At 64.2% G+C, this 23,865-nt stretch carries 21 protein-coding genes; 11 read left to right on the top strand and 10 right to left on the bottom strand.

Features of this window, described 5'->3' with window-relative positions; translation table 11 throughout:
* Positions 1-93 precede the first annotated feature (93 nt).
* From BraRD5C2_RS10590 to BraRD5C2_RS10580, 3 genes are all read left to right on the top strand, one after another.
* A complete protein-coding gene (locus BraRD5C2_RS10590; protein WP_223968215.1) occupies positions 94-1,056 on the top strand; it encodes an AraC family transcriptional regulator in 963 nt (320 codons plus the stop codon).
* Between the two features lie 205 nt (positions 1,057-1,261).
* On the top strand, positions 1,262-2,701 hold the full coding sequence (locus BraRD5C2_RS10585; RefSeq protein ID WP_223968214.1) for a DUF1254 domain-containing protein: 1,440 nt from the start codon (positions 1,262-1,264) through the stop codon (positions 2,699-2,701).
* A gap of 12 nt (positions 2,702-2,713) precedes the next feature.
* Complete coding sequence (locus BraRD5C2_RS10580; protein ID WP_223968213.1) at positions 2,714-3,148, top strand: DUF2721 domain-containing protein; 435 nt, start codon at positions 2,714-2,716, stop codon at positions 3,146-3,148.
* Between the two features lie 247 nt (positions 3,149-3,395).
* Here the strand turns inward: BraRD5C2_RS10580 and BraRD5C2_RS10575 are convergent, their stop codons facing one another.
* The 4 genes from BraRD5C2_RS10575 to BraRD5C2_RS10560 all read right to left on the bottom strand — a co-directional run bounded on the left by BraRD5C2_RS10575 (position 3,396) and on the right by BraRD5C2_RS10560 (position 7,448).
* Positions 3,396-4,220 (bottom strand): carbohydrate ABC transporter permease, encoded by an 825-nt coding sequence (locus BraRD5C2_RS10575; RefSeq protein ID WP_223968212.1) that lies wholly within the window; start codon positions 4,218-4,220, stop codon positions 3,396-3,398.
* Complete coding sequence (locus BraRD5C2_RS10570) at positions 4,217-5,158, bottom strand: carbohydrate ABC transporter permease (protein ID WP_223968211.1); 942 nt, start codon at positions 5,156-5,158, stop codon at positions 4,217-4,219. Before BraRD5C2_RS10570 ends, BraRD5C2_RS10575 begins: the two co-directional genes overlap by 4 nt.
* Positions 5,155-6,477, bottom strand: a complete 1,323-nt coding sequence (locus tag BraRD5C2_RS10565) for an ABC transporter substrate-binding protein (protein ID WP_223968210.1) — start codon at positions 6,475-6,477, stop codon at positions 5,155-5,157. The genes BraRD5C2_RS10570 and BraRD5C2_RS10565 overlap by 4 nt, the downstream gene beginning before the upstream one ends.
* A 116-nt stretch (positions 6,478-6,593) precedes the next feature.
* Positions 6,594-7,448 carry a VOC family protein gene (locus BraRD5C2_RS10560; RefSeq protein WP_223968209.1) on the bottom strand — a complete coding sequence of 285 codons (855 nt, stop codon included), beginning with the start codon at positions 7,446-7,448 and terminating at the stop codon, positions 6,594-6,596.
* A 78-nt stretch (positions 7,449-7,526) separates the two neighbouring features.
* Here BraRD5C2_RS10560 and BraRD5C2_RS10555 point away from each other — a divergent pair, with 78 nt between their 5' ends.
* The gene (locus tag BraRD5C2_RS10555; RefSeq protein WP_223968255.1) at positions 7,527-8,894 is read left to right on the top strand and encodes an NAD(P)/FAD-dependent oxidoreductase; all 1,368 of its coding nucleotides are present in this window, start codon (positions 7,527-7,529) and stop codon (positions 8,892-8,894) included.
* A gap of 36 nt (positions 8,895-8,930) precedes the next feature.
* On the opposite strand, the gene BraRD5C2_RS10550 is transcribed toward BraRD5C2_RS10555, so the two are convergent.
* The 4 genes from BraRD5C2_RS10550 to BraRD5C2_RS10535 all read right to left on the bottom strand — a co-directional run bounded on the left by BraRD5C2_RS10550 (position 8,931) and on the right by BraRD5C2_RS10535 (position 14,199).
* Positions 8,931-10,556, bottom strand: coding sequence for an ABC transporter ATP-binding protein (locus tag BraRD5C2_RS10550; protein ID WP_223968208.1), 1,626 nt, complete (start codon positions 10,554-10,556; stop codon positions 8,931-8,933).
* A complete protein-coding gene (locus tag BraRD5C2_RS10545; RefSeq protein WP_223968207.1) occupies positions 10,553-11,383 on the bottom strand; it encodes an ABC transporter permease in 831 nt (276 codons plus the stop codon). The genes BraRD5C2_RS10550 and BraRD5C2_RS10545 overlap by 4 nt, the downstream gene beginning before the upstream one ends.
* Positions 11,384-11,385: 2 nt before the next feature.
* On the bottom strand, positions 11,386-12,363 hold the full coding sequence (locus BraRD5C2_RS10540) for an ABC transporter permease (protein ID WP_223968206.1): 978 nt from the start codon (positions 12,361-12,363) through the stop codon (positions 11,386-11,388).
* Positions 12,364-12,585: 222 nt separating this feature from the next.
* The gene (locus BraRD5C2_RS10535) at positions 12,586-14,199 is read right to left on the bottom strand and encodes an ABC transporter substrate-binding protein (RefSeq protein ID WP_223968205.1); all 1,614 of its coding nucleotides are present in this window, start codon (positions 14,197-14,199) and stop codon (positions 12,586-12,588) included.
* A gap of 435 nt (positions 14,200-14,634) precedes the next feature.
* On the opposite strand from BraRD5C2_RS10535, the gene BraRD5C2_RS10530 reads away from it, so the two are divergent.
* On the top strand, positions 14,635-14,934 hold the full coding sequence (locus BraRD5C2_RS10530; RefSeq protein WP_021077434.1) for an HU family DNA-binding protein: 300 nt from the start codon (positions 14,635-14,637) through the stop codon (positions 14,932-14,934).
* A 121-nt stretch (positions 14,935-15,055) separates the two neighbouring features.
* On the opposite strand, the gene BraRD5C2_RS10525 is transcribed toward BraRD5C2_RS10530, so the two are convergent.
* Complete coding sequence (locus tag BraRD5C2_RS10525; protein WP_223968204.1) at positions 15,056-15,835, bottom strand: SDR family oxidoreductase; 780 nt, start codon at positions 15,833-15,835, stop codon at positions 15,056-15,058.
* A gap of 306 nt (positions 15,836-16,141) precedes the next feature.
* The gene (locus tag BraRD5C2_RS10520) at positions 16,142-17,128 is read right to left on the bottom strand and encodes an ABC transporter substrate-binding protein (protein WP_223968203.1); all 987 of its coding nucleotides are present in this window, start codon (positions 17,126-17,128) and stop codon (positions 16,142-16,144) included.
* A gap of 475 nt (positions 17,129-17,603) precedes the next feature.
* Between BraRD5C2_RS10520 and BraRD5C2_RS10515 the strand changes: the two genes are divergently transcribed.
* From BraRD5C2_RS10515 to BraRD5C2_RS10490, 6 genes are read left to right on the top strand one after another with little or no spacing between them, the layout of a single operon-like run.
* Positions 17,604-18,695 (top strand): ABC transporter substrate-binding protein, encoded by a 1,092-nt coding sequence (locus tag BraRD5C2_RS10515; RefSeq protein ID WP_374707975.1) that lies wholly within the window; start codon positions 17,604-17,606, stop codon positions 18,693-18,695.
* Complete coding sequence (locus BraRD5C2_RS10510) at positions 18,673-19,689, top strand: ABC transporter permease (RefSeq protein WP_223968201.1); 1,017 nt, start codon at positions 18,673-18,675, stop codon at positions 19,687-19,689. The genes BraRD5C2_RS10515 and BraRD5C2_RS10510 overlap by 23 nt, the downstream gene beginning before the upstream one ends.
* On the top strand, positions 19,683-20,480 hold the full coding sequence (locus BraRD5C2_RS10505) for an ABC transporter ATP-binding protein (protein WP_223968200.1): 798 nt from the start codon (positions 19,683-19,685) through the stop codon (positions 20,478-20,480). The genes BraRD5C2_RS10510 and BraRD5C2_RS10505 overlap by 7 nt, the downstream gene beginning before the upstream one ends.
* Positions 20,474-21,646 (top strand): acyl-CoA dehydrogenase family protein, encoded by a 1,173-nt coding sequence (locus BraRD5C2_RS10500; protein WP_223968199.1) that lies wholly within the window; start codon positions 20,474-20,476, stop codon positions 21,644-21,646. Before BraRD5C2_RS10505 ends, BraRD5C2_RS10500 begins: the two co-directional genes overlap by 7 nt.
* A 32-nt stretch (positions 21,647-21,678) precedes the next feature.
* Positions 21,679-22,773, top strand: a complete 1,095-nt coding sequence (locus BraRD5C2_RS10495) for an LLM class flavin-dependent oxidoreductase (RefSeq protein WP_223968198.1) — start codon at positions 21,679-21,681, stop codon at positions 22,771-22,773.
* Positions 22,770-23,711: an aliphatic sulfonate ABC transporter substrate-binding protein gene (locus BraRD5C2_RS10490; protein WP_223968197.1), complete on the top strand. Its 942-nt coding sequence runs from the start codon at positions 22,770-22,772 to the stop codon at positions 23,709-23,711. The genes BraRD5C2_RS10495 and BraRD5C2_RS10490 overlap by 4 nt, the downstream gene beginning before the upstream one ends.
* Positions 23,712-23,865: the final 154 nt, after the last annotated feature.

The following is a 23,865-nucleotide window of genomic DNA, read 5'->3' as shown; positions in this document are numbered from 1 at the left end:
CCGCGACGTGACCTATTCCGCCGGCCTTTCGGACGATAGAGATCGATCGTCCGTATGTTGTGTCGGATCGTCCGCCGGTCTAATCTCGCCCGCATGGACATACTGGCCCAGGTGCTCGATCGCGTTCGTCTCGGCGGGACGCTGCTCTTTCACTTCGAGCTCGGCCATCCCTGGAATCTGGAGTTGCCGGCGCGCCCCTACGCCCTGTTTCACTATCTCAGCCGCGGCTCGGCGACCCTTGCGCTCGGACAGGGACAGGAAATCCAGATGACGGAGGGCGATTTTGTCGTGATTACTCGCGGCGAGCCCCATGTGTTTTATTCGGATCGCCGGGCCAAGCCTTTGCAGATTGTTGATATCGATCGATCGTCTCCGCGTCTTGGCGTCGTTCGTCACGGCAGTCGTGCAAAGCCGCTCTCGACCATGATCTGCGGCAATTTCACGGTCTCACGGCCGCTGTTCGGCAGCGTGCTGGAGCTACTTCCGCCCGTGCTCCTGCTGAAGCCAACGGCGGACGGTGAGTGGCTTGAAGCGATCCTGCGTCGCATGGTCAGCGAGTCCGCGCAGGAGCGTCCCGGCCAACGCGTCGCGCTCTCACGACTTACGGAAGTGCTCTTCGTCGAGGTATTGCGAAACTGGATCAAGTCTCTCGGTCCCGGAGAAGGCGGGTGGCTCGGGGCGATATCGGACCCGCACATCGGGCCCGCACTCAAGCTGATCCACGAAAGCCCGGAGCGGCCCTGGGCTCTGAGCGACCTCGGCCAGCGCGTTGGGCTCGGCCGCTCGGCTTTTTCGGCCCGTTTCACCAAGCTCGTCGGCCAGTCCATGCATCGTTATGTCGTCGAACGCCGGATGGCAGAGGCGGCGTTCCTGCTCGAAACCAGCGACGAGCCGATCGCACGAATTGCAAGCCGGGTCGGTTACGAGACCGCGGCGGCGTTTTCGAAGCTGTTCAATCGGCATCACGGCGTATCGCCAGGCCGGTACCGAGCAGCTCGACGATCTGACGGCGGAGGAAGGCAAGGGGACGTTCAGGAAGCAGAAGTTGCCGAATGACGTTGGCCCAGATGTCCGCTGATCCCATAGATGACGGTCTGGATGACCCCTGGGAGCTTTGGCACTCCGAAGAGAACCGGTAGTCCCTAGGCTCGGCCGCTGCCGGCGGCTTTTGACCCAGAGCAGACCTTCTGCCTTCTTGATATAGATCAAGGTGAATGGACCCCGCCCTGTTCCTCTCTGAAGGAGGCAGGGAAGGTCCAGCATGTCTATAGACCGTCGCCAAGCGCTTGCGGGGATCGGCACCGCAATCTCGACTATTGCACTTTCGCGCGCAGCTCGCGCCGAGTTTGATGGCCCAGTGGTCAGGGCGTTGGAGGGCGGCGAAGACTTCTGGCTTGCCCAAGATGCATACATTTATGGCTATGCTCTCGTGACAATGGAGATGACCCGCCGGGTCATGACAAATGTTGCGTCAGTAGAGGGCACACGCGGGCCGATGGGGCAACTCATCAAGCTCCGTAAGTACCCGGATGCCAGCTTCAAGGACGTCACAGCGCCCAATGCCGATACGCTCTACACAACCGCCTGGATCGACGTGGGCGACGAACCTTGGGTCTTGAGCATGCCAGACATGAAGGACCGCTACTTCCTGTTTCCGATGCTGGATGGCTGGACCAATGTCTTTCAGGTGCCGGGCAAGCGCACGACCGGCACGAAAGCACAGAACTACGCGATCACCGGACCGGGCTGGAAGGGAACGCTGCCCGCTGGTGTCAAGGAATACAAGTCACCGACGAGTATCGTCTGGATTTTGGGTCGCATCTATTGCACTGGCACGCCAGAGGATTACGCGGCCGTGCATGCAGCACAGGATGAGTTCAAGCTCGTCCCGCTCAGCGCTTATGGCAAAGCGTATGCGCCGCCGGCAGGCAAGGTCGATACTTCAATCGATATGAAGACGGCAGTTCGCGATCAGGTCAATCGTCTGGACGCCGCTGGCTATTTTACCCTTCTTGCGCAACTCATGAAGCGCAATCCGCCAGCGCCCGCTGACGCTGCCGAGATCGCCAAGTTCGCGAAGATCGGCCTTATCCCCGGCAAGGATTTTGACGCGAGCAAGTTCGATGCTGCGTTTGCCAAGCGCGTCCCACAGGTCGCCTTTGATCGGATCATGCTCCAGTTCAAGGTCAACAAGGCGATCAGAAACGACAATGGCTGGGCGTTCGATGGCGAAGCAGGCATCTATGGCACTAATTATCTCAACCGCGCTCTTATCGCGGCAATCGGGCTTGGTGCCAACCGCATTCAGGATGCGTGCTATCCAACATCGCAGAAGGACGCCGACGGCAAGGATTATGTTGGCAGCAACAAGTACATCATGCACTTCCCGAAAGGGCGGCTTCCCCCGGTCGGAGGCTTTTGGTCGCTCACGATGTATGACGAGAATTACTTCTTCGTCCCAAATTCGATCAACCGCCAGTCCATCAGTGCTCGCCAGAACCTCGAACCCAATCCGGACGGTTCGGTGGATCTCTACATCCAAAAGGATAGTCCGGGTTCCGACAAGGAGAGCAACTGGCTTCCTGCGCCTGCAGGCAAGTTTGTCCTAATGCTGCGCATGTATTGGCCGAACGAAAAGTCGCCATCGATCATCAACGGAACATGGAAACCGCCACCTGTACGGAAGGTCACAAGCAGCTAGAGCAGTTCAAAAATGCTGCCGGTGACACCTTCCATTGACCAGCTCAGCAGTATCATTGCGACTGTTGCAGCTCCGGCTTTCCTACTTGGCGCCGTTGCGAACTTCATTTCGGTGCTGAGTGGGAGGATAAACCGCGTGGTCGACAGGGCGCAGTTTCTGCACGCCATCCCGGATGACAATGCCTCCAAGGCCTATTTGAAAGCCGATCTATCGCGTCTCAAACGTCGAGCGGCCTTACTGAACCGGGCCTTAATTTGTGCGGTCATCTCCGCAATTTTCACCGGACTTATCATCATCGTCGCATTTGGGAGTGCGTATTACAGGATACCGCACGAATATGGAGTTGCGTTGCTGTTCATAGGCGCGCTTGCCCTGTTTTGCTCGTCATTGATTGATTTGGCACAGGAGACGCGGATTTCTTTGCGCGACAGTGATTTTGAGGTCTGAGATATACGACACAGCTGATGTCGGGATTACGCTGCGCTTCATCCGGGCTACAAGGCTCGGCAGAAGTTCACCGCTCCCTTGGGAGGGGTAATCCCGGTCTGCTGCATGATTTCTGAATATTAGAAATGTATGCCTGAGTTGCCCGACGTGTCAAGTTGCTTGGTCGAACGCCGGCTGCCGGCTACTTTGCATGGGGTTGTTTTCGATATTTTGACCGCGGTCCCCTGCGACGGCCCAACAACTTGCCCTAGCCGCCTTTCACCGCGCCTGCCGTCAGCCCGGCGACGATCTGCCGCTGTGCCAGCACGGTGAGCAGCAGCACCGGTGCGGTCACGATCAGCGCGGCGGCGGCGAGCGGGCCCCAGCTCAGCTGGTCGAACGAGATCATGTTGTAGACCGCGACCGGCAGCGTGCGCGTCTCGCGCCCGGCCAGCACGATGCCGAACACAAAGTTGTTCCAGGAGAAGATCACCGCGAGGATGAAGGCGACCGCGAGCCCGGGCCTCGCGATCGGCAGCGCGACATGGCGGAACACCTGCCAGCGCGTCGCGCCGTCGATCAGCGCGGCCTCTTCCAGCTCCAGCGGCGTGGTCTCGAAATAGCCGATCATGATCCAGATCACGATCGGCACCGTGACCACGAGATGGATGATGATCTGCGGTACCAGCGTGCCGAGCAGGCCGAGCCACTGGAACAGCAGGAACAGCGGGATCAGATACGACAGGCCCGGGGTGATGCGCGCGATCAGGATCACGATCGCCGATTTATGCGCGGCCATCCGCGCAATGCCGTAGCCGGCGGGCACGCCGACCAGCATCGCAAGCCCCGTGGCGCAGCCGGTGACGATCAGGCTGTTGCTGAAATAGGTCAGGAAGCGGTTGGAGGCGAACACGTCGGCATAGTTCTTCCAGGCGAAATGCTCGGGGATGAACACCGGCGGATAGGAGGCGTTGTCGATCTCGAATTTCAGCGACAGCGAGCCCATCCAGAGGAAGAACAGGATCGCCGGCGAGACGATGACGAATACCGACAGCCACAGCCCGATCCGGCCCAGAATATAGCGCGGGTTCATGCGCCGTCTCCGAGTGCCGACGTCCACAGCAGGCGCTTGCGCAGGTAGAGCAACAGCCCCGCCAGCGCCACGATCAGGAGGAAGAACACCACCGCGATCGCCGAACCGTAGCCGAGGTCGTAATAGACGAAGGCGACGCTGTAGAGATAGACGTTGATGGTCTCCGACGCCGAGCCCGGCCCGCCTTGCGTGATCGCGAAGATGATGTCGAAGCTTTTCACCGCGTCGATCATGCGGATCATCCCGGCGATGAACAGGAACGGCATGATCAAAGGCAGCGTGATGAAGCGGAACACCTGCCAGAAATTGGCGCCGTCGATCTGCGCGCTCTCGTAAGGCTCGGTCGGGATCGCGGCGAGGCCGCCGAGCACGATCAGCATCACCAGCGGCGTCCATTGCCAGGTCTCGACCAGCACCAGCGATGGGATCACCGTCGTCGGGTTGAACACCCAGAGCTGCGGCGGCAGGCCGACCAGCGACAGCAGATAGTTCAGCACGCCAAGTTGCGGGTGGAACATCATGGTCCACACCAGCGCGATCGCCACCGGGGTTGCCATCATCGGCATGATGAAGATGCCGCGCAGGAAGCCGCGCGCGGCGAATTTCTGGTGAAACACCACCGCCGCCAGCGTGCCGAACACCAGCGGCAGCACCACCGACAGCGCGGTGTAGGACAGCGTGTGTCCGACCGCCTCGACGAAGCGCGGGTCGGTCGGCAGCCGCAAATAGTTGGCGAGCCCGACGAAGACCGTGGGCGAGCCGACCTTCCATTCCTGCAGGCTCATCCAGATCGTGAACACCCACGGAAAGATGATCACGGCCAGCACCACGACGAGCGCCGGGATCACGAATGGCCAGTAGGACGGCGGACGCCATTCACGCGCCGGCGCGGCGTTGTTCTCGGCCGCCGCCGGCGAAGCTTGTGTCACCACGCTCACGCTTTTTCACTACGCTCCAGGATGGGGCGGAATTGCTCGTGCGCCTTCTTCAGCTCGGTGGCGGGATCGGCGCCCGACAACGTCGCGGTCAGCGCCGCACCGACGATGTCGCGGAATTCGGCGACCGGGATGATGACGGGCAGGCCGAGCTTCGAGATCTTGGCGGAATCGACCACCGACTGCAGCCATTCCTTGGTCTTCACGCCCTTGGCGACCTCGGGGTCGTCGACGACGGAGTTGCGGAACGGCACGCCGCCGCCGGCCTGCAGCAGGCGGGCGCCTTGTCCCCGCGAGACCACCCATTGGCAGAGCAAATAGGCGGCCTCTTTGTTCTTGCTCGCCGCGGGAATGCCGATGCCGTCGCCATAGGTCGACGAGAATTTGCCCTTGGGGCCCGCGGGCACCAGTGTGTAGCCGACCTTGCCGACGACGCGCGAGGCGGCGGGGTCCTCCAGCGGCGGCGCCCAGCCGTCGGCATCGATCCACATCGCCGCGCGGCCTTGCGTGAACGAGGCCATCGATTCCATCCAGTTGAAGCCGGCGACGCCGGGAGGTGCGCATTTCGTCAGCAGCCGCTGATAGAGCTTGGTGGCCTCGATCGCCTCGGGGCCGTCGGTCAGGATGTTGCCCTTGGCATCGAGGAATTCGCCGCCATAGTTCAGATAGAAGTTGGTCCACATCGCCATGTTGGCGTTGCGCAGGCCGCGGCCGACGAAGCCGTAGATGCCTTCCTTCGGATCGGTCAGCTTCTCTGCGGCGACCGCCATCTCCTCCAGCGTTTTCGGGACCTCAACGCCCTTCTTCTGGAACAACTCCTTGTTGTAGTAGAGGATGAAATAGTCGACCGACCACGGCAGCGACAGCATCTGGCCCTTGTCGTTGCGCGCATATTGCAGGCCGGCGGCCGAGAAATCGCTCTCGACGAGGTCCGGCAGCGTCATGCTCGGATCCTTGAGATAGCCCGACAGATCGGCGAGCCAGCCAGCTTTCTCGAATTGCCGCTTCTGCACGTGATAGCTCAGGTGCACGACGTCGAAGCTCGGCTTGCCCGACGACAGCTCGATCACGCATTTCTGGCGCTGCTGCTGCTCGGGGACCTGCTCGGACTCGACCTTGATGCCGGTGAGCTCGGTGAATTCCTTGATGTATTTTTGCAGATTGTCGCCGCGCGGACCCTTGGCGAGGCTGACTTCGAGCGTGGTGCCGGAATATTTCTTCCAGTTGACCTCTGCGCGGGCCGGAAATCCGGTCAATCCAACCGCTCCGGCGGCGGCGGTGCCGGCCAGCATCTGCCGGCGCGAGATCAGGTGATGCGACATGTTTCTCTCCCTGGACGGTTCTTGTTTGGGAGAGATACTAGCGTCTCAACTTTGCGTGCCTAGCCCCCACATGCGCGGCGCCGCTGCATATCGTTGCGCCGCGCATGGTATGGCGGCTATGCCTTGACGAAGGCGAGCAGGGTGCCGTTCGCAGCGGCCGGCGGCACGGTGATGCCGCTGCCGCTCTTGACGCCGGTCGTGCCGAGCGCCTTCTCGGTTGCGCCAAGGTCGGCCGCGATCACGAGGCCGGCGCCGCCGCGCTCGGACAGGCCATCCAGCGACACGCCGGGATAGCGCTTGCCGAGCTGATCCCTGGTCAGGAACACGAAATCGGCGCGATCGCCGCCGGACGGCACCGCAACCGCACCGTCGGGATCGCTTCTGACGGCGATATCGATCATCCTGGAGAGATGCGCGGCGTCGGCTGCCGGATCGGGCGAGATGATCAGCGCCTGCTTGAGGCGTTTTGCCCCATTGGCGTGCGTCATCAATTCGGGGATCCACACCGTCTCGCGGGTCTTGTGCTGGCAGGCGAAGATCCGGACGCCGCCGGGCGCCTCGGCGGTCGGCCACTGGAAGGTGCGGAATTTCGCGGCGGAGACGGTGCCGTTCGGCAAGGTCACCGGGCGCTCGAAATCGGTCGGCCCGATCGGCGGATAGCCGCGGGCGCGGATCTCCTCGGCGCCGGCGGTGGAATCGACGGCGGTGAACGCGATGCGTTCGATGCCTTCGCCGCGCTTCTCGAGGAAGGCGCGCGCCGGAGCATTGTGTTCGGTCGGCGTCAGCACGCCGAGCAATTCCATGTAGTCGGGGTCGAACATGATGGTGTAATTGCCCGATCCCATATGCGCGCTGTGGGTGCCGCGCGGCGACACGGTGAAGCCGAGCCGCTTGTAATTCTCGGCGGCCTTGTCGAGGTCTTTCACCATGACCACGGCGTGATCGATTCCGATGACGTTCTTGAGTGCCACTTCTTGTCTTCCCGGCTGGAATGAGAGAGTAGAGTAAAGCTAACCAGAACGCGCAGGCCCCCGCAAGAAAGGATCATGATGAGCAGCAATGCCGTGCGCTGGCCCAATTCGCTCTGGGCAGCAGTGACGCCTCCCGGCCCTGACTGTCCCGAATTGACCGGCGCGCAGCAGGCCGATGTCGTCATCATCGGCGGCGGCTTCACCGGTCTGTCGACCGCACTGCATCTGCGCGAGGCCAATGTCGACGTCGCAATCGTCGAGGCCGCCGAGCCGGGCTGGGGCGCCTCGGGCCGTAACAACGGCCAGGTGATCCCGACGCTGTCGCGTCCCGATCCCGACGACATCATCAAGAGGCACGGCGCGGCCGGCGAGCGCTTCGTGGTGATGCTGCGCGACAGCGCGGCAATGCTGTTTGACGTCGTCAAGCGTTACAACATCGAGGCCGAGCAGGAGCAGGCCGGCTGGGTGCAGCCAGTGCATTCGGCGGGCCGGATCAAGATTGCAGAGCGGCGGGTGCAGCAATGGTCGAAATTCGGCGCGCCGGTCGAATTGCTGTCGCGCGACCAGACCAGGGACATGCTCGGCTCGGATGCATGGTACGGCGGCTTCTGGAACAGGACCGGTGGTCACGTCAATCCGCTGGCGCTGGCGCGGGGCCTGGCGCGCACCGTGCTCGGCCTCGGCGCGAGGATCTACGCCCGTTCGCCTGCGCTCAGTTTCGAGCGCCGCGGCGATCGTTGGGTGGTGAAGACCGAAAAGGGGGAGATCTCCGGCCGCGCGCTGGTGGTGGCGACCAATGCCTATAGCGGCGAGTTCGCGAAAACGCTGGTGCCTGAGATCGCGACGGAGGTGATGCCGGTGCTGTCGTGGCAGATGGCGACGCAGCCGCTGTCGGACAATGTCCGCAAGACCATCATTCCCGGCCGGCCGGCGATGTCGGACACCCATGGCGAGCTGTATTTCGCGCGTTACGACGCCCGCAATCGCCTCGTCACCGGCGGCGCCGTGCTCGGCCCGGGCGACAAGACCGGACGGTTGAAGGCGCGGGTCACCGAGCGGTTGCAGCGCCTGTGGCCGCAGATCGGCGACGTCTCCTTCGACTATGTCTGGAACGGCTATGTCGGAGTGACGGCGGACTTCCTGCCGCGCATGCATCGGCTGGGCCCGAACGCCTATGGCTGGACCGGCTGCAACGGCCGCGCCGTCGCGCTGACGATCCCGCTCGGCCGCGAACTGGCAAAGGCAGTGCAGGGCGTGCCGGAAAGCGAGCTGGCGCTGCCGTTCACCGAGCCGGTGCAGTACATGGCGCACGGATTGCTGCGCAAGCTCGCGCCCTGGATGCTGGTGCTCTATCGGCGCCGCGATGCCCAGGAACTGGTCAGGGGCGATCGCTTCGAGTTGCTGCGCTGGGCGGAGCATTTGCTCGCCTCGCGCCGCCCACGGTGAACGCGGACCAACGACGCACCACGCACTATGGCTTGATCAGGCGATCAAGGCATCGCGCTTGCGCGTGAAGTCGCCGCCGGGGATCGCCGACAATAGCGCCTGCGTATAGGGATGCTGCGGCCTGCCGAACACCTCGGCGGTCAGCCCTTGCTCGACCACGGCGCCATCCTTCATCACGGCCACGAGATCGCAGATCTGCGCGGCGACGCGCAGATCGTGTGTGATGAAGATGATGGAGAGGCCGAGCTGCTGGCGCAGCCCGGCGAGCAACTTGAGGACTTGCGCCTGCACCGAGACGTCGAGCGCCGAGACCGGCTCGTCCGCGACCAGCACATCGGGTTTCAGCGCCAGCGCACGCGCCAGGCCAATGCGCTGGCGCTGGCCACCGGAGAATTCGTGCGGAAAGCGATCGCCGGCTGACGGGTCGAGGCCGACCAGTTCGAACAGTTGTCGCGCTTCCGCGATCGCGGTGGTGCGCTCGGTGCCGTGCACGATCGGTCCCTGCGCCACGAGTTCGGCCGCCTTGCGGCGCGGGTTGAGCGAGGCGAACGGATCCTGAAACACCATCTGGATGTGGCGGGTCTCGCGCCTGATCTCCTCGCGGCCGAGCTTCGCCCAGTCCTTACCGCTGAGCACGATCGATCCGCTGTCGGGGTCGATCAGCCGCACGATGCAGCGCGCGAGCGTCGATTTGCCCGAACCGGATTCGCCGACGATGCCGAGCGTCGCGCCACGCGGCAGGCGCAGCGAGACGTTCTTGACCGCCTCCGTCACTCGCGCGCCGCGGCCGAGGAAGCCGCCGGTGCGATAGGTTTTTGAGACGCCGTCGATGGTCAGAATATCCTTGCCGGAAAGGATGCGCGGCGGCGGCGCAGTCAGCGGCGGGACCGCCGCGATCAGTTGCCTGGTGTAGGCGTGCTGCGGGTCGTTCAGCACCGTGTCGGCCGCGCCTTGCTCGACGATCGCGCCGTGCTGCATCACCACGACGCGGTCGGCGATCTCGGCGACCACGCCGAAATCATGGGTGATGAACAGCACAGCCGTCTTTTTGCGCTGCTGCAAATCGCGGATCAGCTTCAGGATCTGCGCCTGCGTCGTGACGTCGAGCGCGGTGGTCGGCTCATCGGCGATCAGGAGCTTCGGGTCCAGCGCCAATGCCATTGCGATCATGGCGCGCTGGCGCTGGCCGCCGGAGAGCTCGTGCGGATAGGCTTTTGCAGCGGCCTTGGGATCGGGGATGCGAACGTCCTCGAGCAGGGCCAGCACGCGCGCATTGATCTCGGCCTTCGGCAGGCCGGTGTGGATCGCAAACATCTCGCCGATCTGGTCGCCGATGGTGCGCAGCGGATTGAGCGCCGTCATCGGCTCCTGGAAGATCATCGCAATCCCGGCGCCGCGCACCTCGCGCATTTCGGCCGGATCGGCGGCGCAGAGGTCGCGGCCGTCGAACATCATCCGGCCCCGTTCGATCCCAACCTCGTTCGGCAGCAGCCGCATGATGGCGTTCGCCATCATCGATTTGCCGGAGCCGGATTCGCCGACCACGCAGAGGATCTCGTTGGAGGCGACCGACAGGGAAACGTCGGACAGCGCATGCGGCCGGTCGGCGCCTTTGGGCAGGCGCACGGTCAGAGCGTCGAGCGAAAGGACAGTCTCGCTCATCGGCTCTTCAGCCTCGGATTGAGCGCATCGTTCAGGCCCTGGCCGACCAGCGACACCGCGAGCACGGTGACGAGGATCGCAATGCCGGGGATCGCCGAGACGTACCACTGCACCCGGAGCACGTCGCGGCCGAGCCCGATCAAATTGCCCCAGGAGGCGACGTTGGGGTCGGAGAGCCTCAGGAACGCGAGCGCACTCTCCAAGAGGATCGCGACCGCCATCACCACACTGGCATAGACGATCACGGGCGGCAGCGCGTTCGGCAGGATCTCGCCGAGGATGAGCTGGAGGTCCTTCATGCCGAGCGTCTTGCCCGCCTGGACGAATTCGCGGTTGCGCAGCGACAGGAACTCGGCGCGGGTCAGCCGCGCCGGTGCCGGCCACGACACCACGCCGACCGCGATGGTCACCGTGGTCAAGGTCGAGCCGAACACTGCGACCAGAACCAACAGCAGCACGAAGTTCGGCAGGGTCTGGAACGCTTCGGTGATCCGCATCAGCACATTGTCGACCCAGCCGCCATAATAGCCGGCGAAGGCGCCGACCAGGATGCCGATCAGGATCGCGATCACGGTGGCGACGCCGCCGATCAGGAGCGAGATCCGTGCGCCGTAGAAGATCTGGGCGGCAATGTCGCGGCCGGAATTGTCGGTGCCGAGCAGGAAGCGCGGATTGGAGAACGGCCAGACCAGTGGCCGGCCCGCCAGCGCGAGTGGATCGCGCGGATAGAAGAAGCCGGCGCTAACAGCCATCGCGATCACCAGCAGCAGCAGGATCAGGCCGATCACTGCGGCCGGGCTGCGGAAGTAGCGTTTCACCGTGTCCATCGTCAGCCCTCCGCCGCGATGCGCGGGTCGAGCCGCGCGTAGAGCAGGTCGACGACAAAGTTGACGACGATGACGAGCAGGGCGGACACGAACACGATGCCAAGCAGGGTGTTGAGGTCGCGCTGCACCACCGATTCATAGGCGAGGCGGCCGAGGCCGGGCAGCGAGAACACGCTCTCGACCACGACCGAGCCGCCGAGCATGGTGCCGGCCTGCAAGCCGATCAGCGTCACCATCGGCAGCAGCGCGTTGCGCAGCACGTGGCGGGTGATGACATGGGTCTCGTCCAGGCCCTTGGCGCGGGCGGTGCGGACGAAATCGAGGTTCAGGACCTCGAGCATCGAGGCCCGCATGATGCGCAGATAGATCGCAAGGAAGATCAGCCCGAGCGTCAGCGTCGGCAGCACCAGGTGCGCGGCGATATCGAGCACGCCCCGGATGCCGGTCTGCACCGTTCCGATGTCCTGGAAACCGCCGGACGGCAGCCATTGCAGATAGACCGAGAACACCACGATCGCCATCAGCCCGAACCAGAACGAAGGGGTGGCGTAGAAGACCAGGCCAAGCGTCGAGATCAAGGTGTCCGGCCAGCGGTTGACGCCGCGCGCGGCGATCACGCCGAACACGAGCCCAAAGAAGAATGCGAACGACAGCGATGCGGTCATCAGCAGGATGGTCGGTGGCAGCCGCTCCAGGATCACGGTCGCCACCGGCTTGCCGTAGATCGAGGAGAAGCCGAGGTCGAGCCGCACCAGGTGCCACAGATAGTTGCCGAGCTGCGCCGGAACCGAGAGGTCGAGCCCGTAGAACTTGCGCAGCTGTTGTGCGGTCGCGGCATCGCCACCGCCCATCTGCGCCATCAGCGCATCGACGGTGTCGCCGGGCGCGAGCTGCAACAGCAGGAACACGCCGATCAGGATCAGGAACAGGGTCGGGATCGAGGCGGCCAGCCGCCGCCCCGCAAGGCTCAGGATACGCATCGGTTATCTATAGCGTGTTCAGACGAAGTGGACACCGGCCTCTTCTTACCTCGCCCCGCTTGCGGGGAGAGGTCGGACTGCGTAGCAGTCCGGGTGAGGGGGTACAGGTCCATCGATAGAGCAATATTGGTGGAGAGAGCCCTCACCCCAGCCCTCTAAGAGCGAGCTTCGCTCGTCTCGACCCCGCAAGAGCGGGGCGAGGGAGAAGCAAGGCGCGCCGCCTCATGCGCTCAGCCAAAGATCGTGCCAGCTCGCCGAGCCCCAGCGCGGCGTGTTGGAATGGTTGCGGGCCTTGGCGGTGATCACGGTGACGAAGATCTGCTCGATCGGCATCCAGACCGGCAGCTCGGTGTTCACCTCCTTGACGAAATCGGCATAGAGCGCCTTGCGCTTGGCGGGATCGACCTCGGTCGCGGCATCGTCGATGGTCTTGTCGACGGTCTTGTCCTCCCAGCCCCACTGGTTGGTCCACGGCGCGCCCTTGGGCTGGCCGGAGCGGTACCACACCGTGGTCGAGACTGCGGGGTCGTTGCGATACTGATGCCAGCCGGTGGCGAGATCGAAGGCGTGGTCGTCATAGACCTGCTTGAGGAAGCCGCCGCCGTCGTTGCGCACGATATCGACCTGGATGCCGACTTCGCCGAGCGACTGCTGGATGAAGGTCGACCACAGCGAGATGTCCTCGCCCCACGGCGCCGGCAGCAGTTTCAGCGCAAAGCGGTTGCCGCCGGAGGCCTTGAAGCCGGCCTCGTCCAGCAGCGCGATCGCCTTGGCCTTGTCGTAAGCGTATTGCGGCGTGTTCGGCCCGGGGTAGAAGTCGGTCGAGGTCGAGGGGATCGGGCCGGTGCCGAGCTTGGCGAAATCGCCCAAAAAATTGTCGATGAAGAACGGCACGTTGATCGCATGCGCGATGGCGCGGCGGACGCGGATGTCGGACAGTTCCTTGCGGCGAAAGTTGAACTCGATGGTGTTGGTGCGCGCGTTGCCCTCATTGCCCTTGGTCTGGACGATGAAGCGCTTGTCCTTGCCGAGCCGTGCCATGTCCGAGATCGTCAGTCCCGAGAACGGGCTGTAGTGCAGCTCGCCGGCCTCCATCTGGGCGGCCGCGGCGGCGCGGTCGGTGATCACCTTCCAGACGATGCGGTCGAGATAGGGCGCGTTCGGCCGCCAGTAATCCGGATTGCGGTCGGCAATGATGTATTGCCCGCGCTCGTATTTGACGAATTTGAACGGGCCGGTGCCGACCGGCGCCAGATTGGTCGGGTTCTGCCTGATGTCGCCGCTCTCGTAGAGATGCTTGGCGGAGACGTAGCCGAGGTCGGGCAAGGCGCGGAGCAAGAGATTCAGCGGCATCGGCCGCTCGTAGCGGAAGATCGCGGTCTGCGGATCGGGGGTATCGACCGATGTGAGGAACAGCTGCAGCGTCGATCCGTAGTTGAGGATCTTCTTCCACATGTTCATCGCGGTGAAGGCGACGTCCTCCGAAGTGAACGGCTTGCCGTCGTGCCAGGTGACGCCCTTGCGGAGCTTGAAGGTGACGGTCTTGCCGTCCGGCGTCGCCTCCCAGCTCTCGGCGAGCACGCCGACCGGCTGGCCGTTGGCGTCGAGGTCGACCAGATTTTCCTGGATCTTGCCGCCGATGATGTAGACGCCGGTCGAGGCCTGGATGCTGGGGTTGAGCTGGCGCTGCTCGGCGCCGTAATGGACGTTGAACACGCCGCCCTTGCGCGGGGTTTCCTGCGCGAATGCCCGCATCGGGTTGATGACGTTGGCCGCAATCGCGGCCGAGGTCAGAAGGGCCGTGCGGCGGTTGATCTCAAGGCGGGACAAATCCATACGCGGGTCTCCGGAACATAGATAAAGGCTTGCATCGGGGTGGCCGGCCGATCGGCCGTGGCGCCCCTTTTTGCGATGTTACGATGGAATGGGAACCCGAGTCATTTCTAATGCCTCGGCCTTTTTGAAGGATCGTTTCCGAAACCTGAAGTGGCGCGCCGCAGTGCGCCGCAACCCGAATTGCACGCAATATTGTCGCACACAGGTCGTGCGGGATGCGTCGGGTGATTCTCTCAAGGGGACGTTTCGGGCGCCCCGAAGCCGCGCAAACGCTGTAATTTTAGGGGTCGGAAGCGACTTGACTGGAAAAAACACTGGAAAAAACCCTGATTCGGGGGCTGTCCACAGCGATATTGCTGTGGTGAGTGCAGAAAACACTGTTTTTCTCGGCGTTTTCCGCCATATCGTGCCCACTCCAGAATCAATGGAGCAACCATGGCTACCCAACTGTCGAAGTCGCAAGTGATCGAGAAGATCGCGACCACCACCGAACTCTCCAAGCGCGACGTCAAGAACGTTTTGGACTCGCTCGTCGATGTCGGCCACAAGGAGCTGAAGAAGGCCGGGGTGTTCCTCGTCCCCGGCTTCGCCAAGTTCGTTGTGGTCAAGAAGCCGGCGACCAAGGCGCGCAAGGGCACCAACCCCTTCACCGGCGAAGAGATGATGTTCAAGGCCAAGCCGGCCCGGAAGATCGTCCGCGCACGGCCGGTCAAGGCCGCCAAGGACGCGGTTTAAGAATAGAAGGCCTCCGGTGACGGAGGCCTTTTGCTTTTGAGCCGTCGCTTCCTGCCGTAGGTTGCTGCCTGCCAAAGCAAGACCCTGGCGCTTCGGCTTCGACTGGATCGAAGCCGAAGTGCTAGACCACCGGTGATCGGCCACCATCGACATTGATGGCGGTGCCGGTGATATAGGAGCCTTGCTCCGAGGCCAGGAAGCAGGCGAGGTTGGCGAATTCCTCCGCCGTGCCGATGCGGCCGAGCGGCGTGCCCTTGGCAAGGCCCTTGGCGAATTCCCCGAAATCCGTGTCCGGCGCCTGGGCGGCATGACGCTTGACCCATTGATCGCTCATGATCAGCCCGACCAGCAGCGCATTCACCAGGATGTTGTGCTCGCCGCCTTCATTGGCCATCACTTTGGTCAACGCCATGCCGGCCGCGCGCGACACCGAGGTCGGCGCGGAATTGGCGGCCGGGGCCTTCGCAAAGGTGTTGAGCACGTTGATGATGCGGCCCCATTTGCGCTGCTTCATGCCCGGCCATACCAGCCGGCTGAAGCGGATCGCGGCGAACAGTTTCAGGTCGAGGTCCTCCTGCCAGGCCTCGTCGCTGATGCTCTCGAACGCCTGCGTGCGCGCGGTGCCCGCGTTGTTGACCAGCACGTCGACCTTGCCGAGATCCGCGACGATCTGGTCGTGGGCCTTGCTGATGTCGGCGGCCTTGGCGACGTCGCAGACATAATCGCGTACCACGAGGCCGTCCTTGGCGAGTGCCTCACGCGCCGCGGCGAGGTCGGCCGCGCCACGGGCGAGGATCGCGACCTTGGCGCCGGATTCCGCAAACCGCCGCGCCACCGCGATCCCGATGCCCTTGCTGCCGCCGGTGACCACCGCGACGCGGTCCTTCATGGATAGGTTCATTGTTGTTCTCCCTGGGGCTGACCCTGAGAGAACGCTATCAAACCGACAGTGCGACCAACAAGGTCATGCAGAGCAGGTGTGCTGTGACGATTATCGCGAGATGGAGCGGGCCGGACATCGGATATCTCCATTGTAGGGGCGGCACGCACTCCGTGAGGCGAGCTGCGCCGCTCGTCTCCCTCCCCCTGAAAGGGGGAGGGCGGGGTGGGGGTTGCTCTCCACGAACGCCAGCGCTCGCGGAGGCAAAATCCCCACCCGGTTTGCTCCGCAAACCGACCTCCCCTTTTCGAGGGGAGGTGAGGATCGCTAGTTCAAGCTTGCGCTTGCCGTAAAACTGCGGTCGACGGCCTTGCCGACATCCAGCGTCTTGCTGAGGATGCCGTAGCGCGTGGCGCGGTCGGAGGCGGCCTGCACCTCCTTCACCACGGCCTCGTCGATCGCGATCGGGCTCGTCTTTTGCGCGGTGTAGGCGGCGAGCAGCACGTCTTCCGGCAGTTTGGTGAGCTCGGCCGTGCTCTTCGCGTATTCGGCAAGATGGTCGAGCGACCACAGCCGTGCCTTGTTGAGCCGCTGCACCAGATCCTGCACCGCGGCGCGCTTGGTCGCGATCGCGTTATCGGAGGCGACGATGAAGGTGATGGTCGGCGTCAGGCCCTCGCCATCGGCGACGACGCGCGCATTGTCCTTCAGCTTGGCATAAGAGATGTACGGCTCCCACACCGCCCAGGCGTCGATCGAACCGGCGAGCAGCGCGATCTTGGCGTCGACCGGGCCGAGCGGGGCGAAGGTCGCCTCCTCGATCCTGCTGCCGGCCTTTTCCAATGTCGCATTGATCAGGAACTGGCCCCAGCCGCCCCGCGTGCCGGCGAGGCGCTTGCCCTTTAGGTCGACCGCCGTTTTGATCGACGAATCCCCGCGCACCAGGATCGCCTGGGTCCGCGCATCGGAGCGCGTGCCGCCGATCGCCTTGATCGGCGCGCCCGACGCATAGACCGTGAGGAAGGACAGATCGCCGGTGTAGCCGACATCGAGCGCGCCGGCATTGATCGCCTCCAGGATCGGCGCTGCGGCCGGAAATTCCGACCACTCGATCTTGTAGGGCAGATCCTTGGCGAGGCCGGAGATCTCCAGCAACGAGCGGTTGCCGCCCTTCTGGTCGCCGACACGCAGCACGATCGCATTAGCCGCGAACGCTGCGGCCGATGTCGACAGCGTGATCACTGCCGTGATCAGCGCGGCCGCGGTGCGGCGGGTGAGAGTGCAGGGAGAACCCGGGCGGGTCAGTTTGCGCATATGCATTTTCTTCCTGATTCATTCGCTGCTCGTCGGAAAGCGCGGCAGCGTTCGATCAAGTCTATGAGCAAGCCGCTCGCCGTCAACAAAACGGAAAACTGAAATCAGTCCGCGCGCAGCAAAGATGATCTCGCCGGACCGTCATGCGTAGAAGACATCGCGCAAGCGGCGATGTTTCGCTCAAATTTGGTGCAATCGATGCCGTTCTGTTGCACGTCTGCGCCGCGACAGCAGCGAAAATCCTTTCATCGTCGTGCGCTGCGATCGTGGAGAGATCAGCTGCCGCACTGGCCACATTCGAAATTCCATTTCATTGACGGTGAACTTGTCGCGCCGCATCATTTGCGCATTGCTTTGAGGGCAATAGCGCCGGAGAAATCCGCTTTTTTCTAAACCATGAGCTTCGAACGACGGGGCGCGCAGACGGACACGTCTTGCGCGTGGGGCGGAGCCTTGCCGAAATGCAGGAGTGATGATGTCGACGAACAAGAAGACGGTGATGGATCGCCGCACCCTGCTGCGTGCAGGCGCCGCCGCAGCCTTTGCCGCGCCGATCGGCGCCTATAGTGCGCAGGCGTTCGCGCCGCGCCCGGTCGCATCGGCGATCGATTTCTCCGAATTCCCGATCTGCAAAACCGCCTCCGATGCGCCGCCGCTGACCGGCGCGCCGCGCAAGCTGAAGCTGTCCTGGAACGCCGGCGCGGTTTGCCTCGCGCCGCTGCCGGTCGCGATCGACCACGGCTTCTTCCAGAAGCAGAATCTCGACGTCGAGCTCGTCAACTATTCCGGCTCGACCGACCAGCTGCTGGAGGCGATCGCCACCGGCAAGAGCGACGCCGGGCTCGGCATGGCGCTGCGCTGGTTGAAACCGCTCGAGCAGGGCTTTGACGTCAAGATCGCCGCCGGCACCCATGGCGGCTGCATGCGCGTCCTGACCCGCACCAACTCCGGCGTCGGCAAACTTGCCGACCTCAAGGGCAAGATCGTCGCGGTCGGCGATCTCGCAGGTCCCGACAAGAACTTCTTCTCGATTCAGCTCTCCAAGCTCGGCATCGACCCGGTCAAGGACGTCGACTGGCGCGCCTATCCCGGCAATCTGTTGAACGTTGCGGTCGAGAAGGGCGAGGTGCAGGCCTTCCTGTCGTCGGATCCGCTGGCCTATCTCTGGCTGAAGGACGCGCAGTACAAGGAGGTCGCCTCCAACCTCGACGGCGAGTACCGCGACAAGAGCTGCTGCATCGTCGGCCTGCGTGGCAGTCTGGTGCGGGAAGAGCCGCATGTGGCGCGCGCCATCACCCAAGCGCTGCTCGATGCCGCGATGTTCACCTCGCAGAATCCGGACAAGGCGGCAAAATCGTTCCAGCCCTATGCGCCGAAGGCGGCGAGCCTCGCAGATCTCGAGGCGATGGCGCGCTACCACACCCACCACCATCATCCCACCGGCGAGGTGCTAAAGCGCGAGCTGAAGGGCTACGCCGACGACCTGAAATCGGTGCAGGTATTCAAGCAGAGCACCGACACGGCCAAATTCGCGGAGCGGATCTATGTCGACGTATTCAGTGTCTGATGCGACGACCGCGGCCGCGCCGCGCGCCGCGGTCACGTTCGCGAATCTCTCCGGCAGCTATGGCGTTGGCCTTGCGGCGAGCCTTGCCTGGCTGGCGTTCGGCCTTTCGTGCCTCTATTGGCCCGATGTCGGCGACTGGTCGCGGACGGAGTCGCTTGCGATCGGTGCAATCGTCATCGCGGCCTTCATCCTGTTCGGCACATTCAGCGCGGATTATCTCGGCAGCGCCGGGCAGGCGTTGCGCAAGCGCGCGCCATGGCTGGTGGCGTTCGGCGCGTTCGTCACGCTGTGGGAGGTCGCCACCGCGAAATTCGCCTGGCTGCCGCTGCCGTTCTTCCCGCCGCCGCAGTCGATCCTCGAGGTCTATACCGACGACCTGCCGAAGCTGCTCGACAGCGTGTTCGCCTCGATCAAGCTGCAACTCGGCGGCTACATCATTGGTGCGACCATCGGCTTTGTGACGGGCGTCTCGATCGGCTGGTCGCAGAAGATCGGCTACTGGGTGCACCCGGTGCTGCGCTTCATCGGCCCGCTGCCGGCGACCGCCTGGCTGCCGATCGCGTTCTTCACCTTCCCGTCGAGCTGGAGCGCCTCGACCTTCCTGATCGCGCTCGCCACCGGATTTCCAGTGACGGTGCTGACCTGGTCGGGTGTGGCGAGCGTCAGCACCGCCTATTACGACGTCGCGCGTACGCTCGGCGCCAAGCCGTCGTTCCTGGTGCTGAAGGTCGCAATCCCGGCCGCGCTGCCGCATGTGTTCGTCGGCCTGTTCATGGGGCTCGGTTCGTCGTTTGCCGTGCTCGTGGTCGCCGAGATGATCGGCGTCAAGGCCGGGCTCGGCTGGTACCTGCAATGGGCGCAGGGCTGGGCGGCCTATGCCAATATGTATGCGGCGCTGATCGTGATGTCGCTGCTCTGCTCCGGTGCGATCACACTGCTGTTCCGCACCCGTGATCGCCTGCTGGTCTGGCAGAAGGGTGTCGTCAAATGGTAGTGCAGTCCGCCGCTGAAGCGATCACCTATCCCGCGGTCGGCGCCGAGCTGGACATCGAAGGCGTCAGCCATGCCTTCGATATCGACGGCGCCGTGCTGCCGGTGCTCGACAAAGTGAACCTGTCGATCGCGCCTGGCGAGTTCGTCGCGCTGCTCGGCCCGTCCGGCTGTGGCAAGTCCACTTTGCTGCGGCTGGTCGCGGGGCTGGAGAAGCCGCGCAGCGGTTCGTTGCGCGAGGATGAAGTCCGCATCAGTGGCCCGCATCCGTCACGCGTCGTCGTGTTCCAGGACCCGACGTTGTTTCCGTGGCGATCGGTGTGGGACAATGTCGCACTCGGGCTGGAAGCGCAGGGCATCCTGAAGCCGCAGCGGCATCGGGTCGACGCCGTGATCGAGCTGGTCGGGCTGTCGTCGTTCCGCAACGCCTATCCGCACCAGCTCTCCGGCGGCATGGCGCAGCGCGTGGCGCTGGCGCGCGCGCTGGTCAATGATCCGAAGATTCTGGTGCTTGACGAGCCGCTCGGCAAGCTCGACTCGCTGACGCGGATCGCGATGCAATCCGAGCTCGTGGCGCTGTGGCAGCGCAAGGGTTTCACCACGCTGCTCGTCACCCATGACGTCGAGGAAGCGCTGGTGCTCGCCAACCGCGTCATCGTGCTCTCCGATCGGCCGGCGCGGATCAAGGCCGACATCGCCGTCGCCCGGCCATACCCTCGGCATCGCGGCGATCCTTATCTGGCCGATCTGCGCAAGCAGATCCTCGGCCTGCTCGGACTGGAGGCGACATGGTGACGACCGCGGCGCGGGAGCTGCCGCCGGCGAACGAGTCTGAACACATCGCGCCCGCGTTGCGGCTCGCCGAGGTGTTTGCCGCGCGTGCCCCCGCGCATGATCGCGACGCCAGCTTTCCGTTCGAGAACTTCGCCGACCTGTCGCGCGAAGGCCTGCTGGCGCTGACCGTGCCCGTCGCGCTCGGCGGAGGCGGGGCGGGCGCGCGCGATGCCACGCGTGTGCTCGGCATCATCGGCAAGGCCGATCCGTCGACCGCGCTGGTGCAGTCGATGCACTACATCCAGCATCTGGTGATGGCGCGCAGCACGCGCTGGCCCGCGCGGCTGTCGCGCAAGCTCGCAAAGGAGACGATCGAGAGCGTCGCACTGATCAATGCGTTGCGCGTCGAGCCCGAGCTCGGCTCGCCCGCGCGCGGCGGCCTGCCGGCGACCACGGCGCGCCGCACCGAGACCGGCTGGCGGCTGACCGGCCGCAAGATCTATTCGACCGGTGCGCCGATCCTGAAATGGTATTCGGTGTGGGCGAAGACCGACGAGCAGGACGCCCGTGTCGGATTGTTTCTGGTTCCCGCCGGCCTGCCGGGAACGCGGATCGAGGAGACCTGGGATCATCTTGGCCTCCGCGCCAGCGGCAGCCACACCGTGGTCTTCGACGACGTGGTGTTTCCGCTGGATTACGAGATCGACGTTCGCAGGCCCGACGACTGGAAGGTTCCTGATGTCACCCAGGCCACCGTGCATGCGATCTTCGTCGCCGCGATCTATGACGGCATCGCGCGCGCTGCCCGCGACTGGCTGGTCAAATTCCTCAAGGAGCGGGTGCCCGCCAATCTCGGCGCGCCGCTGGCGACGCTGCTGCGCATGCAGGAGGTCGTCGGCGGCATCGAAGCGCGTCTTGCCGTCAATGCCCGCCTGATCGACAGCTTTGCCGCCGATTTCGATAACGGCTTCCCGCTGTCCGCGATCGAGTCTAACATCATCAAGCTGACGGTGACCAATAACGCCGCAGCAGTGGTGGAGGATGCCTTGTCGCTGACCAGCAACCACGGCCTGTCGCGCACCAATCCGCTGGAGCGGCATTACCGTGACGTGCTGTGCGGCCGTGTCCATACCCCGCAAGACGATGCCACCCGTGTCTCCGCCGGACGTTCCGTGCTGGGCGTCTGAAACAACAGCCAACAACAACGGAGTTGTCAGTCATGCCGGTCGAGTTCATCGGCTTCATCACCAACAACAATGCCTCCGAGACCATCGTCCGCTCAGGCCCGGTGCTCGATCCGCCGTATATCGAGACCGTCGCCAAGGCCCATGAGCTGGCGGGCTTCGATCGCGCGCTGCTCGCGTTCCACTCGACCACGCCGGACGCGCTGCAGGTCGCGCAGCATGTCCTGACCATCACCAAGCAGCTCAAGGTGATGATCGCGCAGCGGCCCGGCTTCACCGCGCCGACGCTCTTGGCGCGCCAGCTTGCGACGCTGGATCAGTTCTATGGCGGGCGGGTCTCGCTGCACGTCATCACCGGCGGCAACGCCATCGAGCTGCGCCAGGACGGCAACACGCTCGACGACAAGGACGAGCGCTACGCCCGCACCGACGAATTCCTCGACGTGGTGCGGCTGGAATGGACCAGCGAGAAGCCGTTCAACTACAGCGGCAAGTATTACAACGTCGAGAACGGCTTCTCCCAGGTGAAGCCGCTGCAGAAGGGTGGCATCTACACCTTCGTCGGCGGCGGCTCGGATGCCGCGGTCGAGGTCGCCGGCAAGCACGCCGATACGTTCGCACTGTGGGGCGAATCCTACGCCCAGGTGCGTGACGTCACCGCGCGGGTGCGCGCGGCCGCGGCCAAGCACGGCCGCCCGACGCCGCGCTTCAGCCTGTCGGTGCGGCCGATCCTGGCCGACACCGAGGAGAAGGCGTGGGCGAAGGCGGAGCATATCCTCGCGCGCGCCACTGCGTTGCAGGATCAGACCGGCTACCGCCGGCCCAATCATGCGACCGACGGCGCCAAGCGGCTGCTGGCGCTGGCCGATCAGGGCACGCGGATCGACAAGCGGCTGTGGACCGAGATCGCAAAGCTCACCGGCGCCAACAGCAACACGACAGCGCTGGTCGGCACGCCCGAACAGGTCGCCGAAGTGTTCGCCGACTACTACGATCTCGGCGTCAGCCACTTCCTGATCCGCGGCTTCGATCCGCTGGTCGATGCCATCGACTATGGCCGCGAGCTGATCCCGCTGACCCGCAAGCTGATCGAAGCGCGCGACCAGCAGCGGGGGATCGCCGCCGAATGATCCGTCTCATTGTTGCGGCGGCGCTCGCGCTCGCCGTCATCGAACCGGCCTTCGCGCAGACCACGCTGCGCGTCGGCGACCAGAAGGGCAATTCGCAGGCCGTGATGGAAGCGGCCGGCGTGCTCAAGGACGTCCCCTACAAGATCGAATGGAAGGAGTTCGCCGCCGCGGCGCCGCTGCTCGAGGCGCTCGGGGCGGGCGCGATCGACACCGGCCTGGTCGGCGACGCGCCGTTCACGTTTGCGGCCGCCGCCAAGATCCCGATCAAGGCGATTGCCGCCGTGCGGCAATCGCGGGCAGGGCTTGCGATCGTGGTGCCTGAGAATTCCGCGATGAAAAGTTTCGACGATCTGCGCGGCAAGAAGATCGCAACCGGCCGCGGCTCGATCGGGCATCAGCTGATCCTCGCGGCGCTGGAGTCCAGGGGATGGCAGGCCAGCGACGTCCAGATCGTGTTCCTGGCACCGTCGGATGCCAAGGTCGCCTACACGCAAGGCTCGGTCGATGCCTGGTCGACCTGGGAGCCTTACGTCAGCCAGGAGGAGGTGCTGTTCAAGTCGCGCCTCGTCATCACGGCCGACGGCCTCACGCCGGGTCTCGGCTTCCAGGTCGCACATCCGGACGCGATCAAGGACAAGCGCGCCGAGCTCGAGGATTTCGTGCGTCGCCTCGCGGCCGCGCGCGCATGGTCGCAGAACAATGTCGAAGGTTATGCTGCGACCTGGGGCAGGCTGATGAACATCCCGCCCGCGGTGCCGCTGAACTGGCTGACACGGGCCAAGATCCGCATCGCGCCGATCGACGACAGCGTGGTGGCCGACGAGCAGAAGACCATCGACCTCTACGACCGCTGGGGCCTGATCCGGCAGAAGATCAACGCCGCCGATGTTGTCGATCGCTCGTTTGCGGCGGCCGTCGAGAAGGGCGCGGGGCTGTAGGCAATTTGCAAGCGACGCCAAACATTCAGCGTCGTCCTGGCTTTCGCCAGGACGACGGGCGTGGAGGGCTTACCCAACTTCTGAAGAGGCGGCCGCTGCAAGCGGGAGATGTGGACCATCTGCGTGGAAGCGGTTCAACGTCGCACGATTGCAC

It is taken from the genome of Bradyrhizobium sp. RD5-C2 (genome assembly GCF_019972155.1).
Taxonomy (GTDB): domain Bacteria; phylum Pseudomonadota; class Alphaproteobacteria; order Rhizobiales; family Xanthobacteraceae; genus Bradyrhizobium.
This window is presented reverse-complemented; position numbering and strand designations above follow the sequence as displayed.

What these genes read in the sequence shown, in the direction of transcription:
- BraRD5C2_RS10585 (WP_223968214.1), top strand. Translation starts at nt 1,262, where the DNA reads ATGTCTATAGACCGTCGCCAAGCGCTTGCGGGGATCGGCACCGCAATC.
- BraRD5C2_RS10490 (WP_223968197.1), top strand. Translation starts at nt 22,770, where the DNA reads ATGATCCGTCTCATTGTTGCGGCGGCGCTCGCGCTCGCCGTCATCGAA.
- BraRD5C2_RS10545 (WP_223968207.1), bottom strand. Translation starts at nt 11,383, where the DNA reads ATGGACACGGTGAAACGCTACTTCCGCAGCCCGGCCGCAGTGATCGGC.
- BraRD5C2_RS10540 (WP_223968206.1), bottom strand. Translation starts at nt 12,363, where the DNA reads ATGCGTATCCTGAGCCTTGCGGGGCGGCGGCTGGCCGCCTCGATCCCG.
- BraRD5C2_RS10550 (WP_223968208.1), bottom strand. Translation starts at nt 10,556, where the DNA reads ATGAGCGAGACTGTCCTTTCGCTCGACGCTCTGACCGTGCGCCTGCCC.
- BraRD5C2_RS10590 (WP_223968215.1), top strand. Translation starts at nt 94, where the DNA reads ATGGACATACTGGCCCAGGTGCTCGATCGCGTTCGTCTCGGCGGGACG.
- BraRD5C2_RS10515 (WP_374707975.1), top strand. Translation starts at nt 17,604, where the DNA reads ATGTCGACGAACAAGAAGACGGTGATGGATCGCCGCACCCTGCTGCGT.
- BraRD5C2_RS10510 (WP_223968201.1), top strand. Translation starts at nt 18,673, where the DNA reads ATGTCGACGTATTCAGTGTCTGATGCGACGACCGCGGCCGCGCCGCGC.
- BraRD5C2_RS10505 (WP_223968200.1), top strand. Translation starts at nt 19,683, where the DNA reads ATGGTAGTGCAGTCCGCCGCTGAAGCGATCACCTATCCCGCGGTCGGC.
- BraRD5C2_RS10500 (WP_223968199.1), top strand. Translation starts at nt 20,474, where the DNA reads ATGGTGACGACCGCGGCGCGGGAGCTGCCGCCGGCGAACGAGTCTGAA.
- BraRD5C2_RS10555 (WP_223968255.1), top strand. Translation starts at nt 7,527, where the DNA reads ATGAGCAGCAATGCCGTGCGCTGGCCCAATTCGCTCTGGGCAGCAGTG.
- BraRD5C2_RS10535 (WP_223968205.1), bottom strand. Translation starts at nt 14,199, where the DNA reads ATGGATTTGTCCCGCCTTGAGATCAACCGCCGCACGGCCCTTCTGACC.
- BraRD5C2_RS10520 (WP_223968203.1), bottom strand. Translation starts at nt 17,128, where the DNA reads ATGCGCAAACTGACCCGCCCGGGTTCTCCCTGCACTCTCACCCGCCGC.
- BraRD5C2_RS10495 (WP_223968198.1), top strand. Translation starts at nt 21,679, where the DNA reads ATGCCGGTCGAGTTCATCGGCTTCATCACCAACAACAATGCCTCCGAG.
- BraRD5C2_RS10565 (WP_223968210.1), bottom strand. Translation starts at nt 6,477, where the DNA reads ATGTCGCATCACCTGATCTCGCGCCGGCAGATGCTGGCCGGCACCGCC.
- BraRD5C2_RS10525 (WP_223968204.1), bottom strand. Translation starts at nt 15,835, where the DNA reads ATGAACCTATCCATGAAGGACCGCGTCGCGGTGGTCACCGGCGGCAGC.
- BraRD5C2_RS10530 (WP_021077434.1), top strand. Translation starts at nt 14,635, where the DNA reads ATGGCTACCCAACTGTCGAAGTCGCAAGTGATCGAGAAGATCGCGACC.
- BraRD5C2_RS10575 (WP_223968212.1), bottom strand. Translation starts at nt 4,220, where the DNA reads ATGAACCCGCGCTATATTCTGGGCCGGATCGGGCTGTGGCTGTCGGTA.
- BraRD5C2_RS10580 (WP_223968213.1), top strand. Translation starts at nt 2,714, where the DNA reads ATGCTGCCGGTGACACCTTCCATTGACCAGCTCAGCAGTATCATTGCG.